Origin of the sequence: Streptomyces sp. NPDC091412, from assembly GCF_044756885.1 — a bacterium.
Classification (GTDB): domain Bacteria; phylum Actinomycetota; class Actinomycetes; order Streptomycetales; family Streptomycetaceae; genus Streptomyces.
The window spans coordinates 584,979-598,080 of the sequence record NZ_JBIVTV010000003.1; the positions used below are offsets into that span (position 1 = coordinate 584,979).

General features: G+C 63.4%; 9 protein-coding genes and 2 pseudogenes. 6 read left to right on the forward strand and 5 right to left on the reverse strand.

The features are described from left to right. Window positions 1-2: 2 nt before the first annotated feature. Window positions 3-584: a DUF488 family protein gene (locus tag ACIQMV_RS10665; RefSeq protein WP_402592349.1), complete on the reverse strand. Its 582-nt coding sequence runs from the start codon at window positions 582-584 to the stop codon at window positions 3-5. 235 nt (window positions 585-819) lie between these two features. Here ACIQMV_RS10665 and ACIQMV_RS10670 point away from each other — a divergent pair, with 235 nt between their 5' ends. Both ACIQMV_RS10670 and ACIQMV_RS10675 read left to right on the forward strand, forming a co-directional pair. Then, entirely contained in the window at window positions 820-2,343 is a 1,524-nt protein-coding gene (locus ACIQMV_RS10670; protein ID WP_402592350.1) for an AlkA N-terminal domain-containing protein, read from the forward strand. 12 nt (window positions 2,344-2,355) lie between these two features. Continuing rightward, window positions 2,356-2,838, forward strand: coding sequence for a methylated-DNA--[protein]-cysteine S-methyltransferase (locus tag ACIQMV_RS10675; RefSeq protein WP_225078215.1), 483 nt, complete (start codon window positions 2,356-2,358; stop codon window positions 2,836-2,838). Window positions 2,839-2,941: 103 nt separating this feature from the next. On the opposite strand, the pseudogene ACIQMV_RS10680 reads toward ACIQMV_RS10675, so the two are convergent. From ACIQMV_RS10680 to ACIQMV_RS10690, 3 genes and pseudogenes are all read right to left on the reverse strand, one after another. Then, window positions 2,942-3,166, reverse strand: a pseudogene (locus ACIQMV_RS10680) (Sir2 family NAD-dependent protein deacetylase); the annotation flags it as partial. A gap of 31 nt (window positions 3,167-3,197) precedes the next feature. Then, window positions 3,198-3,665 (reverse strand): hypothetical protein, encoded by a 468-nt coding sequence (locus ACIQMV_RS10685; protein ID WP_402592351.1) that lies wholly within the window; start codon window positions 3,663-3,665, stop codon window positions 3,198-3,200. Window positions 3,666-3,744: 79 nt separating this feature from the next. Beyond that, window positions 3,745-4,443, reverse strand: coding sequence for an SIR2 family NAD-dependent protein deacylase (locus ACIQMV_RS10690; protein ID WP_402592352.1), 699 nt, complete (start codon window positions 4,441-4,443; stop codon window positions 3,745-3,747). Between the two features lie 448 nt (window positions 4,444-4,891). Here ACIQMV_RS10690 and ACIQMV_RS10695 point away from each other — a divergent pair, with 448 nt between their 5' ends. The 4 genes and pseudogenes from ACIQMV_RS10695 (at window position 4,892) to ACIQMV_RS10710 (ending at window position 8,933) form a co-directional block, all read left to right on the forward strand. Beyond that, entirely contained in the window at window positions 4,892-5,779 is an 888-nt protein-coding gene (locus ACIQMV_RS10695; RefSeq protein ID WP_402592353.1) for a nucleotidyltransferase, read from the forward strand. 2 nt (window positions 5,780-5,781) lie between these two features. Continuing rightward, a complete protein-coding gene (locus ACIQMV_RS10700) occupies window positions 5,782-6,420 on the forward strand; it encodes a hypothetical protein (protein ID WP_402592354.1) in 639 nt (212 codons plus the stop codon). 919 nt (window positions 6,421-7,339) lie between these two features. After that, window positions 7,340-7,450, forward strand: a pseudogene (locus ACIQMV_RS10705) (IS5/IS1182 family transposase); the annotation flags it as partial. A 697-nt stretch (window positions 7,451-8,147) separates the two neighbouring features. Then, entirely contained in the window at window positions 8,148-8,933 is a 786-nt protein-coding gene (locus ACIQMV_RS10710) for a hypothetical protein (RefSeq protein WP_402592355.1), read from the forward strand. A gap of 318 nt (window positions 8,934-9,251) precedes the next feature. Here the strand turns inward: ACIQMV_RS10710 and ACIQMV_RS10715 are convergent, their stop codons facing one another. Beyond that, window positions 9,252-12,482, reverse strand: a complete 3,231-nt coding sequence (locus ACIQMV_RS10715; protein ID WP_402592356.1) for a hypothetical protein — start codon at window positions 12,480-12,482, stop codon at window positions 9,252-9,254. Between the last annotated feature and the right edge of the window lie 620 nt (window positions 12,483-13,102).

A 13,102-nucleotide genomic window follows, 5' to 3' on the forward strand; every position in this document is an offset into this window, starting at 1 on the left:
CCCTAGGTTCCGTCGTCGGGCTGTGCACGTCCCTCTTCGGGCCGGTCCGAGGACCGCCGGCCGTCGTAGACGAGCAGTCCGTCCTCGCGCAGACGTACTCCCTCGCCGAGCCGATGGGGGACGAGCCGGCCGTCGTGCATCAGGTGCACGACGGGCCGTCCGCGGGCGAGCACCACGAAGTCGGCGATGACACGGCGGTGGCAACGCCACCAGACCGCCTCCGCGCACATGACGGCCGTCCGCCGCAGCGCGGCCTCGTCGAGGAGCCGGGCGATCGCGTCGAGGAACTCGCCCGTGCGCGTGTGTGCGGCGTAACCGCGGAAGGCCTCGTTGCGCCAGACGGTGTCCGGCGAGTCCGGAGGCACTGTGCGGAATCCGCCCAGTCGCGGTTCCCAGCGGTAGGCGATCCCGCGCTCGGGCAGCCACCGCAGCAGCCCCTCCCGGCCCACGTCCGGGTTGTGGCGGCTTCCGGGCGCGGTCCTGACGTCCACCACGGCGGCGATCCCCGCCGCCCGGATCAGCTCCGTGAGGCGTTCGCGGTCCGCCGTACCGTGCCCGAAGGTGACGAGCGGCTGCTGCTCCATGCCTCCAGGATCGTCTCCATGCCTCCGGAGCGCCGGAGAGCCTCGTCCCTCCGAGGGCGATCCCCACGGGTCGACACGATCGCCACGGAACGATCGCCACGGCTCGATACGATCACCACGGACCCGGGACGCGATCGCCACGGACGCAAGACGCGATCGCCACGGACCCAGGACACACGAGGTCGATGTCGGATTCCCGCCAGCCCCGGGCCGCCCGGTGCCGGATGCTGGACGCATGCAGAAAGGGATGTACACCCACCGGGAGCGCTGTGTGCGCGCCGTCCAGTCCAAGGACGCGCGGTTCGACGGCTGGTTCTTCACCGCCGTCCTGACCACCCGCATCTACTGCCGGCCCAGCTGTCCGGTGGTGCCGCCCAAGCCGGAGAACATGACCTTCTACCCGAGCGCGGCCGCCTGCCAGCAGGCCGGCTTCCGGGCCTGCAAGCGCTGCCGCCCCGACACCAGCCCCGGCTCACCGGAGTGGAACCAGCGCGCCGACGCCGTGGCCCGCGCGATGCGGCTGATCGCCGACGGAGTCGTCGACCGCGAGGGCGTGCCCGGACTCGCCGCCCGCCTCGGCTACAGCACCCGCCAGATCGAGCGCCAGCTCCGCGCCGAACTCGGCGCCGGACCGCTCGCGCTCGCCCGCGCCCAGCGTGCCCAGACCGCCCGGCTGCTGATCGAGACGACCGCCCTGCCCATGGCGGAGATCGCCTTCGCCGCCGGCTTCTCCTCGATCCGCACCTTCAACGACACCGTGCGCGAGGTGTTCGCCCTGTCGCCCAGCGGACTGCGCACCCGCGCTCCTCGGCGACCCACCGAGCCCGGCACGCTTCCCGGCACACCGGGCAGCCCTGGCTCCCCGGGCACCCCGGGCGCCCTCTCCCTGCGCCTGCCGTTCCGCGCCCCGCTCAACCCGGACAACCTCTTCGGTCACCTCGCGGCCACCGCCGTACCCGGCGTCGAGGAGTGGCGCGACGGCGCCTACCGCAGGACCCTGCGCCTGCCCTACGGCCACGGGATCGCCACGCTGACCCCGAAGCCGGACCACATCGCCTGCCGCCTCACCCTCGGCGACCTGCGGGACCTTCCGGTCGCCATCAGCCGCTGCCGGCGCATGCTCGACCTGGACGCCGACCCGGTCGCCATCGACGACCAACTGCGCACCGACCCGTTCCTCGCGCCCCTGGTCGACAAGGCCCCCGGCCGGCGCGTGCCGCGCACCGTGGACGAGGGCGAGTTCGCGCTGCGGGCCGTGCTCGGCCAGCAGGTCTCCACGGCCGCCGCCCGCACCCACGCGGGCCGCCTGGCCGCCGTGCACGGCGAGCCCGTCGACGACCCCGAAGGCGGCCTCACCCACCTCTTCCCCGCCCCCGAGGCACTGGCCGCCCTCGATCCCGAGTCGCTGGCGATGCCCCGCACCCGTCGTACGACACTGCTCACCCTGGCCGGTCAACTCGCGGACGGAACACTCCACTTGGGCGTGGAAAGCGACTGGGAGGAGACTCGCGCCCGTCTCCTGGCACTCCCCGGATTCGGCCCCTGGACCGCCGATGTCATCGCCATGCGCGCCCTGGGCGACCCGGACGCCTTCCTCCCCACCGACCTCGGCATCCGGCGCGCCGCACGGGAACTCGGCCTGCCGTCCACCCCGGCCGCGCTCACCGCCCGCGCGGCGGCCTGGCGGCCCTGGCGGGCGTACGCCGTGCAGTACCTGTGGGCGACCGACAGCCACCCGATCAACTTCCTTCCCGTCTGAGGACGTTCCGCCATGAAGCAGTACACCGTGATCGACAGCCCCTACGACCTGCTCACCCTCGTCGCCGACGACGGCGTCCTGTGCGGCTTGTACATGACCGATCAGCGCCACCGCCCGCCCGAGGAGTCCTTCGGAGAGCCCGACGACGGCCCCTTCGGCGAGGCCGTCGATCAGCTGGAGGCCTACTTCACGGGCGAACTGAAGGAGTTCACCGTCCCGTTGCGCCTGCACGGCACCCCGTTCCAGCGCACGGTCTGGGACCAGCTGCGGAAGATCCCCTACGGCGAGACCCGCTCCTACGGCGAACTCGCCACCGCCCTCGGCAACCCGGGCGCCTCCCGCGCGGTCGGCCTCGCCAACGGCAAGAACCCCATCGGCATCATCGTCCCCTGCCACCGCGTGATCGGCGCGGGCGGCAGCCTCACCGGCTACGGCGGCGGCCTGCCCAGAAAGCGGCGCCTGCTGGACTTCGAACGGGGAACGGCCCTCTTCTAGCCGCTGTGCGAGCCGTCGCGCAGCCCGCGCAGCAGCGCGGGAAGCGCCGTACCGATCGGCTCCCGCACGACCTCGTCGGCGATGTCGTCGTACGGTGTCGGCTCACCCTGACCGGTACCCCGGCCCGCTCCAGCTCGGTCACGGCCCGGTGGGCGGCGTTCGGCTCGGCCGTGAGCGCGCGGTTCTTCCGCCGCATCTGCCAGGACCGCCGCCGGATCTCGGGGTCGCCCATGTAGTACTCGTAGGTCACGAGCTTCTCGGCCTCGGGATCCCGCCGCCACAGCCCGTTCGGGCCGCGGTAGTCAGGGATGCCGGAATCGCAAGGCATCGGCGGATGTATTACAAGCGCGCCTGAGCGACTACACCTGCTCCTGGTACACCCTGATCTCAGCCGGCTGGAGTGTGCGGATCGTTTTCCAGGCTGCCCGCTCGGTCAGCCTTTCGGCCCACTCACCGAGATCGTCCCCGGCACCGTGGAAGAACCAGGAGTCGAAGCTTCCCAGGGCCTCCAGGGCGGGAGCGAGTCCGTATCGAAGCTCGCAGTGGACCTGGACGTAATGGCCGTGATCACCGTCGTTGTCGGAGATCTCGAACTGCCGGGCGAGGTCCAGCGTGAACGTCGGAGGACCGTCGAACGCGTAGGTCCCGTACTGGAACAGAAGGCCGTCAACGTCGGGTGTGTCCGGGACGTCGAACAGCCGTCTGCCGAAACGGAGGAAGGCAAGCCAGACGTCTTCCGTCGCCAGGCCGGCAAGTGCCCGTCGCCCGGCCCCCAGTTCGCCCTCAAGCACTCCCACGGCCTCACCCACCAGCGGTCTCCGCGTCATGCCCGCTCTCCTCGTCCACAGCAGCGGGGCTCAGCGTACGCAACCCGGCGAATCTTCCCGGTCACCGCACTGGCGGGATCTACTGGGTGCTCTCTGCGCTCAGCCTGCACAGCAACCGGGGCAGGGCGGTGCCGATCGGCTCGCGTACGACCTCGTCGGCGATGTCGTCGTACGGTGTCGGTTCGGCGTTGATGATGACCAGCCGTGCTCCGTGGTCGGCGGCCACGCCTGCGAGTGCGGCGGCCGGCTGGACCTGGAGGCTGGTGCCGACAGCGATGAACACCTGGCACGCCTTGGTGATGGCTACGGCCTCGCCGAGGACCGCCGGGTCGAGGCGTTCGCCGAACATCACGGTGGCCGACTTGAGGATCCCGCCGCATTCCCGGCACGGCGGGTCGTCCTCCCCGGCCGCCACCCGTTCCAGGGCGTCCTCCATCGGGCCGCGCGCCCCGCACCGCGTGCACACCACACTGCGTACGCTGCCGTGCAGTTCCAGTACCTTGCGGGCGGGCATCCCGGCGAGCTGGTGCAGGCCGTCGACGTTCTGTGTGATCACCCTGACCGGTACCCCGGCCCGCTCCAGCTCGGCGACGGCCCGGTGCGCGGCGTTCGGCTCGGCCGTGAGCGCGCGGTTCTTCCGCCGCATCTGCCAGGACCGCCGCCGGATCTCGGGGTCGCCCATGTAGTACTCGTAGGTCACGAGCTTCTCGGCCTCGGGATCCCGTCGCCACAGCCCGTTCGGGCCGCGGTAGTCAGGGATGCCGGAATCGCAAGGCATTGGTGGATGTAACACTGCGAGCTGGGCAACAACGGTGCAGGTCTTGGCCGTTCGGGTGCAGAGATGAGACAGAGCGACATGCCTCATCCAGCCGTTTGTAGACTCCTGCGCGTCGGTCTGCCTGTCCCCGATTCGCGACGCGTCAGCGGCGTCTGCGCCACAGCCGCGCCGGATGCCAGAACGAGGCATGTTGCCGGAGGCAGTCGGCCAGCGTGTCTACTGCACCTCGAATCTCAGACAACGGCCAGGTTGAAGCAGGCTGCCAGCGAGACGTCCCCGTCTGCTTTCGGAGCGGACCGCAGAGCCGAGTCGTACGTCGTCATCCTCGATCCAACGAGCAGCTTCGGTCACGTGTGCCCGCCGTAGATCGGTTTGTCAGTCCCCGTCCGTAGGCTTCTCCCAGCGTAGGGCGGGAGGTAGGGAGAGGCTCATGGCAAGGCAGTTGACGGTGACGCAGCGGCTCGCTCTGATCAAAAAGTGGAAGAACCCACCCGGCCCTTCCGAGCAGCTTCGGCTGGAGCGAGCCGAGCGCATGGTCAAGGCCGCGGTCGATCGGCACGGGCCGTTCCGGGGGCTCGACATCACGGTCGCGGCGAAGGGTTCCTACCCCAACAAGACCAACGTCCGCGGCGACAGCGACGTGGACATCATGGTGAAGCTCAACGATCCCTTTCACACCGACGGCGCGGCAGCCTGGTGGTTTGGTGAACAGGCCGACGCGGGGGCGTGGACCAGGACGAGGCTTCGCGAGGAGGTCTACGCCGCCCTCACGAATCACTTCGGGTGGGTGGACCCGAACCACAACATCGCCTTCTACGTCCCGGAGGTTGTCGGCAGCCGTCCCAGCATCGACGTAGTGCCGTGCTTCAAGTGGGTGAAGTATGACTTCTCGGCGCCCGGGGGCCAGTACGTGGGGAGCGCCGTCTATGGCCGCAACAGCAAGCGGATCATCAACTGGCCCGAGCTTCAGTTGGTCAACGGCCGCACGAAGAACACCAGCACGAACCGGCGGTACAAGTTCGTGGTGCGGGTCCTGAAGAACGTGGAGAACGACCTCGCCACTGAGGGTGTGATCAAGGCCCTCCCGTCGTACTTCTCGGAGTGCCTGATCTACAACGTGCCGAACCTCGTCTTCCTCGCCGGCGACTTTGACGACGCAGTCCGCGCGAGCCTGCAAGAGGTCTACCGGCAGCTCACGGGACCCTGGTTCGGTTCGCAGCGCATGGTGGAGCCGAACGGAATCAAGAAGGTCTTCGGTGAGGGCCAGAAGTGGACTGAGAAGGACGCACGGGAGCTGATCGAGGAAGCCTGGTATTACCTCGGCTACGGAGGCTGACGATGGGCACGGCTACCACCATCCGCACTGGCGCCACCATCGCCGCCACTCTCTACACAGTCATCCTGCTCGTGCTGGGCCTGTACCCATCGCAGTTCCGCTACCTGTTTGCCTACATCCCGGCCGCTGTCGGATACGGCGTGGTCGTCTTCGACAAGTGGGCCTGGCACTGGCCCGGCATCCACCGTTTCACCGGCCGACCCTGGGTCACCGGCACCTGGCGCGTGATCCTGTCGCCGAGCCCGGACAGCCACATACCCGAAGGCGGAAACCAGGGCCCGATCACCACGTACATGACGATCGAGCAGACCTTCTGGAGCCTGCACGCCACGCTCCGCACTAAAGAGAGCGCCTCCCGTTCAAGCAACGCCACCATCGGTTCCCCCGAGAACTCCGGCACCGGCGAGATCGGGTTCCTCTACGACAACACGCCCCGCGTGGCACATCAGCACCGCAGCCCCCGGCACGAAGGGGCCTGCCGCATCTCTGTCACGGGCCTAAATCCCCGGGCAGCAACTGGGCACTACTACACCAGCCGGTTCACCGCCGGCGACATGGACTTCATCCTGCTCAACCGCTCCATCGACTACGGCACGTTCGCCGAAGCCCAGGCGGCCGACCCAGAGCACACCCCTAGCTGACTGAGCTGGATCAAGCCATCGTTCTCTCCTGGCGACACGGGCCGCTCGGTGGGCTTGTCCGGTCAGGGAGGTAGGTCCGTTCGGGGTGCCAGGGGGTGACCGGATGGGGAACGACTGCTTGATCCACGTCAAGGCGCGCTCACAAGTCCTTAGGGAGACAGCCGCTATTGCAGGCTGCTTTTACAGACGCCACCCATGAGCTGACGTGTTGGGCTAAGATGGCTCTCTCACGCCCCAGGGACCCAAGGTGTCTGACCGAAGAGGTCGGCTACGGGTGTCTGACCGAAGAGGTCGGCCCGGCAGGGTTCGCGTGCGTCAGGCTGAAAAGTCGGCCGCGATGGGTGTCCTTCGAGGTTCATTCGGCTCCGCGCAGCCGAGGGTCCCACGGATGCACCTAATCCCATTTCGTGAATGCATGCCGTCGATATACATACATCTTCGGTACCCTTAGCCACACCTTTGTGACCTTCTGGCGCTGGCAGAACTCACCTCGACCCCAAACGTGGTCGGGCTGAGCCTGCCTGTCCAGCCTGGCCATGTCGTCAAGAAGAGGACACGGCCAAGTGCACTGGCATGACGAGGTCAGATCGATTCTGCTCGATGTTTTCGACCTCTTGGCGCTCCTATTTATTCTTTTGCTGATGCTGCTGGGAGCGTTCCCGCCCATCATCAAGGCACTGCGAGAATTGCGGGATGTCTGGCGAGGGGGTGGACCGGACGGTCCCCAGCCCCCGCGTACATAGGGGTGCTGCCAAGTCGGCACCCGTCGGACGGTGAAGAAGGCATCGAGTCTCCTGAAGCACGGGGAGCTGTGGGGGACATCGTTCTTCCATCACTATCCGCCAGACCTGACGGACCCGCATGGTGAGGAAAACTGTCGCGGTCGGTGGACGGAAGCGAGCGCTCGGCGAAGGCGACCGCCGGCATCTCCCAGGCCACCGGCTACAGTTACCTGCACGAAGGCATCGACGTCCTCACCGATCAGGCCCCAGACTTGCACGAGGTTCTGGACCGCTGCCGACGCGAGGGCATGGCTCAATGCAGATAGACGCCTACGCCTTCGAAGACGCGCTATCATCGCTGGAACGCAGTGAGTTGGGTCGGTCGCTCGATGACGTGACGCCCAGCCAACCATGCTGCCGGGAGCAATCCGACGACTGCTCTTTACGGCAGCCTCTGAAGGGCCCCCTGGGAGAGCAAACCAGGGCTCACTACCCCCAAACAGGTACCCAGATATTGCAGTAGTACCTGAGTTTCAGCGTCGGATGGGACTCAGTTCGATCACTTGTGTACGTGGTCGGACTGAGTGCGCCCGCGCATGAGGTTTGGCCTCTATTCGAAGGGAAGCCGAGCCGTGGCGTCCTCCGTCAGCCTTTGGATCATCACTTGGTCCGGGGTCATCGCTATGCTCATTTACGCCTCCAAGGCTCTTCTTGACCAGTTGCCATCCTTGGTTGAAGCATGGCGTCGCTTCAAGAGGTCGTTGAAAGATTGAGTCAGGGGAACACGTCGGCGCTCCGACTTTCGGCTGGAAGTTGGAGCGCAGGACGTGCGCCATCACGTCAGAGTGTGAACTCTCGGTGCTTGTAACTTACTCTGAAGCCTAGTGATTCCTGGAAGAGCTGTGTTTAACTAGCAATGTGACTACGCGTGAACAGGCAATCCTTCTCTGGCTGACGATATTCCTCGTGGCTTGCATGACCAAGAGCAGCCTACGGAGATCGATCGTGAGCAGCTTTAGGCAGGTGTTGGTGTCAGGCGTGGCCGTGGCGCTATCTCTCTATGCTGCTGCATTGGGATCCCTTACGTGGTTCATGGCAAGGCTCGGCTATTGGAATAAATCCATGATTGGCACGATCGTCCTTTGGTTCCTTTTTACGGGTCTGAGGTATTTCCTGCAGGTCACTGATGTAGGCAGTGAAACTGGGTTTTTCCGTAAGCGCATAGTTAAACTTGTGGGAGTAGCTTCAGTCATCGAACTCTTCTTGAATGTAAGGACCTTCAGTCTTCCTGTTGAGATTATTCTCCAGCTGGCACTTGCGGTTCTCATCACACTAAAGTCCTTTAGTGATACTAGGGATGAGTTTAAGTCGGCAAGTCGACTTCTGGGGGGAAGTTTGTTCATTATCTTCATGTGGGCCGCTATTGGCACTGCAAGAAATTTGATAGAAAATTGGAACGAAATTGAGCCCCAGGGTGTTATTTCCTTGTATTTGGCGCCCATATGGCTATCGATAGGATCCCTCTCTTGTATCTACTTGTTCGCGCTCTATATCGGCTACGAGCTGGCTTTCATGCGCCTAAAGATTGCAAGTGGTGGTACTCCTGTTAGTTGGCGAGCCAAACTCGGTATCGTGGTCGGCTTTAAGGGTAGGATTAGCCAAATTCATGCTTTCAATCACTCCTTGCTTCGAAGGTCTGCGGTCGTGGGGTCGTTCAGTGACGCACGGCAGGAAGTGAAGGGCTTTAGGGAAAGTCGCGATGCGTTGCATCGCAAATTTCCAGCGTATTGAGTGGGAAATCGGCACCAAGGATGTTGACCAAGTTGGGCGGCGGTTGGATCAGTGAGCTTTTTCAACTGAACCCCGGGAAGGTGAACGTGCGTCCGTCGTTGACACACGCTCGACGGGCAGGATCGAGCATGATGACTACTGGCGACGCCTCAGCCGCGTCACCTGATCGGTGGTCACTCTGAAAAAGCTCAGTGAATTTCATGGAGACTCGGTCAGTGCAGGCTGTGGTAGGGCCCCCGCATGTTGCCGCCGGCACGGTGCCTGCGTCGGCCTGGAGGCTGCCCCCGTAATTGATCTTTGGCATGAAGAGTGGTTGAGTCACCGTACGTGACTGAGCACATGCTCGGCTGCCACTGAGATGGCCTCAGGAGCTACCGATGGAAGCGCATCGCAGGCGATCAACCATGAGGCCGTCTGTAATGCCTCAGCAAGAATCTGACGCCCTGCGGGGCTGGCGCCGCTCTCCTTTGCGACCTTGAGCAGTGCTCGGGCTCGGCTGTCCGCTTTATCGATGCGTTTGGCGATCTTGATCGCCTGCTCTTGCTCACTGACGCGTGCTAGAGCGCTGGCAACTTCACTTAGCACGCGGGCCTGAGCTTTAAAACTAGGTAATCTCATGGCTTCGTGCGCAATCTGGATGGCTTGTGCGCGTTGGCCGGCACTCGCCATGGCATTGGCGGCCTCAGCAAGGGCTTGGGCACGCCTCTCTGGGCCAGAAACGAGGCGGGCCGTTTCGGCAGCTTCGTGAGCAATTCGGATGACCTGTGCCTGCCCAGTCGATTCTGCCAAGGTCTCGGTGATCCGTGACAACGACCTCGCTCGCCAACCGGGATCAGTCACCCGGCTTGCGCATGTCAGCGCCTCTTCGACGGTAGCGGCGGCAGCTGTGTCATTGCCAGCGCGTGTCATGGTACTGGCGATCTGCGCCAAAACCCGGGCTTGCCAGCCACCGTCTGAGATGGCACTGGCTATCTTCAGAGCATGCTTATATCCTCCCGATTCTGCGTAAGCATGAGCCACTTCTCCCATTGCTAGGGTGCGCCAGCCTTCATCCTTGATGTCCTCGGTGATCTCGCTTGCTCGTGCCAACTGGTGGGCTCTGACGGTAGGCCTCACAACTGCATGAAGGGCGCGCACCCGTTCCTTGGTCTTAGTCACCGTATAAGCGCTTTCTTCAGCCTCACGAGCCATAAGAACTGCCTGTGGGATATCCCCGCATGCAGCCATGATGTCAGCCGTTGCGGCGAGAGCGCGCGCTCGCCGACCTGGATCCGGAAGCATACGCCCAATTCCGGCGGCTCTCTGGGCGAGCTTCACCGCCTCTGAGGATTGGTGGCCGTCTGTGGCAGCTTGAGCGAGCTCAATAAGTGCACGCATACGTCCTTCCGAATTAGCCGAGGAGCGGGCGATCTCGCCAGCTTCATTGGCGATTTGATTGGCCTGATCAAAATTACCTGACAAAGCCTCACTTTTGGCGATCTCGGCGAGGGTTCGAGCCTGCAAGGTGGTGTCGGTGATGGTGCGCGCCAACTCGATCGCTTGCGCGTGTTGGCCTGCTCTAGCCAGCGCGCTAGCGGCCTCGGCATGGGTTCGAGCTTGCAAGGTGGAGTCGGTGATGGCGTGCGCCAGCTCGATCGCTTGCGCGTGTTTGCCCTCCTTGGCCAAGGTGCTGGCGACAGTGGTCAAAGCGCGCATGCTGGTTCTTTTGTCGGTAAAGTTCGCTGCGATTCTCAGCGCTTGCTCGGCCTTGCCAGCTCGTACTAACGAGTCGAGGATCTCACCTTGAACTAGCGTTCGGCTTTCGGTATTAAGGATGGCGCTAACTGCTTCGACTGCCAGGGTCATGGTTTCGCTTGCTGCGTGCCGCTCGTCGAAATCAGCCATGACGTCAGCAACAGCAGACAGCGCTCGTGCCCGCATGGAGGGATCTGCGATTAGGCGCGCAACATCTCGCGCCTCGAAGGCGATCTCGGTTGCCACCTCATGTCGGCGAAGCATTGACTGGGCCCGAGCAACTGCCGCAAGCTCTCGCGCTTGAACAAAAGAGTCGGTAATTGCGCGAGCCATCTCGGCGGCATCGTCGGCAATCTTAAAAGCGACTTCTTCTTGACTGGAGTGCCCCAGGAAACTGGAAATTTCCGCAAGTATCCGTGACCGATTCTCGGCGTTCCGGATCATGTTTGTTATGTCGATCGCCTTAAGCGCATATAGCCTCATCTCTTCATTTAGTCCAGCTTCGGCCATCGCGCCAGAGATCTTGGCCCAGTTCCTCGCCTTACTTTGAGCGGTAGGTAGCTTGTCAGCGATTTCTGTAGCCAGACGTATGAAGCTTCTGGCGTCATCGATGCTTCCCGAACGTATTAGGGCACGTCCCGTGGTTATGAGGATGTTTACCTGCCGCTCGCGTTCCGGACAGGAAAGGGCTAGATTCATGGCGCGATCGGCATGCCCGAGCAGGCCCCGTGTGATGATCAGATCATCAGGGACGTTATCGCTGTGCTCGTGAAGGCTCTCTCGATAGATAGCTAGAACGAGGGAGGTGCGGATGTCAGGGCCAGTGCGGCCTGCTCTAGTCTGATGAAGGCTAACTGCCGTGTCGATCTCGCTTAGAGCTTCAAGGTCGGACCCTGTTGTTTGCCACAAGCGCTCATGTCGAGCCGTATCACAGGCCAATTTGACGAGACCATCCGCATCTGCCTGGGAGTGCAATAGCTGAGGATATCCTCGTAACAAGTATTCTGGAGTGTTGGATGGCCAGGCTCTTTCGCGGAAGAGATCTGCCCATGCGTGGATTAGTGCGCGATGCGCAATGATTTCATCATCGGTGAGCATCTCCAGTGCAGTGTTGTGGAGTTCCTCGTGGCCGAGGATGTAAACCTCTCCCTCTGGTGCCCAGGTGCGCGGGCTTGTAAGAAACAGTCGTCCGATCACACCTACGAGCGTTCTACGTATTCGTAGAGGGCGAGTTCCAAGAAGATGTGCCAGATCTTCAGCGCTGAGTCCGCCACCGGCGGCCGCAACTAGGCCGAGTAATTGGTAACCCAGCCCGCCTTTTTCCACCAACTCGTCGAGGGCGTTCTCGGCTTCGGCACGGACAGTTGCCGCGTGCGGGGATCTCGTCAAACGATGGTTGATAGCGTCTGTTCGTAGCGGGTGGCCAGTCGGGACGTCATGGGGGATGGGAGGGTGCGGGCGTCCTGCAACCAAAATTCGGATGCCGTGGGGCGGATTCGCTGGGAGGAGAGCGGCAATACTATGCCCCCCAACTGCTGCGTCGTTGCTGTGGTCTTCATCAAGGCCGTCGACGACCAGGACCAACCGTCGGCCCCGATCGGCGCAGTGCCTCGCTGCCCGCTCGAGGGCGTGCAAGAGTGACTCATCCCTCGTGTACTCAGTGACGGCAGGTTCTTCCTCGTCCAGAAGTGCGTACAACTGACGCTGGACAACTTCGCAGAAGGCAGCGCGATTGTTCTGTCCCGCCAAACGTGCCGTGATAAAGAAAGAAACAACGACTATTTCAGTTGGTGGATTCAGGACGAATTGAGCCATCAGTGCAGTCTTACCCGCCCATGCCGGCGCGAACCATCGCCACCATGCTCCGGATAAGGTTGGGAGTGGAGCCGTGCAGAATTCAACCATTGAGGCCAATTCCTCTTCGCGGCCCTGGAAGCGTGGTGCAGCTAGTCGGCGGACCTGATGCAGGTAACCGGAAACGGCCGGCCGCACCCGTGGTAGCACAACGTTGCCGTCAATATGGCCTGTGTTGACAAAGGCGCCTGGGCCTTCCACATGACCGTCCCCCGTTCCTCTCAACGACACTCGGCTGGAGCCAACCAAGGTTCCCCCACTTTTATTGGGCTTACGCACGCTTACGTTTCACTGAGGGATGATGCCCGTATTGGCCTGTCCGCCATCCGCGTCGGCATCCCCGGTTCCCTTGACTTCCACCTTTGTTGGCTCGGCGAGGCCGGTAGGGATAATCGCCCCGGTGTTCGCTCTACCTCCACCACGGGCAGTGGCCTTGCCAGTGTCGGAAACTTGGATGTGGATACCGGAGTGGGCCGGGGCGGTCGCTGTCGTGGCCCAGAGAGCAACCCCAAGCGATGCAATGCCGACGAAAGCGGAGACTATCCCAGCGACCTGATTGGCTCGGTCCCAACTTAGTAAGG

What these genes read in the sequence shown, in the direction of transcription:
- ACIQMV_RS10665 (WP_402592349.1), bottom strand. Translation starts at nt 584, where the DNA reads ATGGAGCAGCAGCCGCTCGTCACCTTCGGGCACGGTACGGCGGACCGC.
- ACIQMV_RS10685 (WP_402592351.1), bottom strand. Translation starts at nt 3,665, where the DNA reads ATGACGCGGAGACCGCTGGTGGGTGAGGCCGTGGGAGTGCTTGAGGGC.
- ACIQMV_RS10670 (WP_402592350.1), top strand. Translation starts at nt 820, where the DNA reads ATGCAGAAAGGGATGTACACCCACCGGGAGCGCTGTGTGCGCGCCGTC.
- ACIQMV_RS10690 (WP_402592352.1), bottom strand. Translation starts at nt 4,443, where the DNA reads ATGCCTTGCGATTCCGGCATCCCTGACTACCGCGGCCCGAACGGGCTG.
- ACIQMV_RS10715 (WP_402592356.1), bottom strand. Translation starts at nt 12,482, where the DNA reads ATGGCTCAATTCGTCCTGAATCCACCAACTGAAATAGTCGTTGTTTCT.
- ACIQMV_RS10700 (WP_402592354.1), top strand. Translation starts at nt 5,782, where the DNA reads ATGGGCACGGCTACCACCATCCGCACTGGCGCCACCATCGCCGCCACT.
- ACIQMV_RS10675 (WP_225078215.1), top strand. Translation starts at nt 2,356, where the DNA reads ATGAAGCAGTACACCGTGATCGACAGCCCCTACGACCTGCTCACCCTC.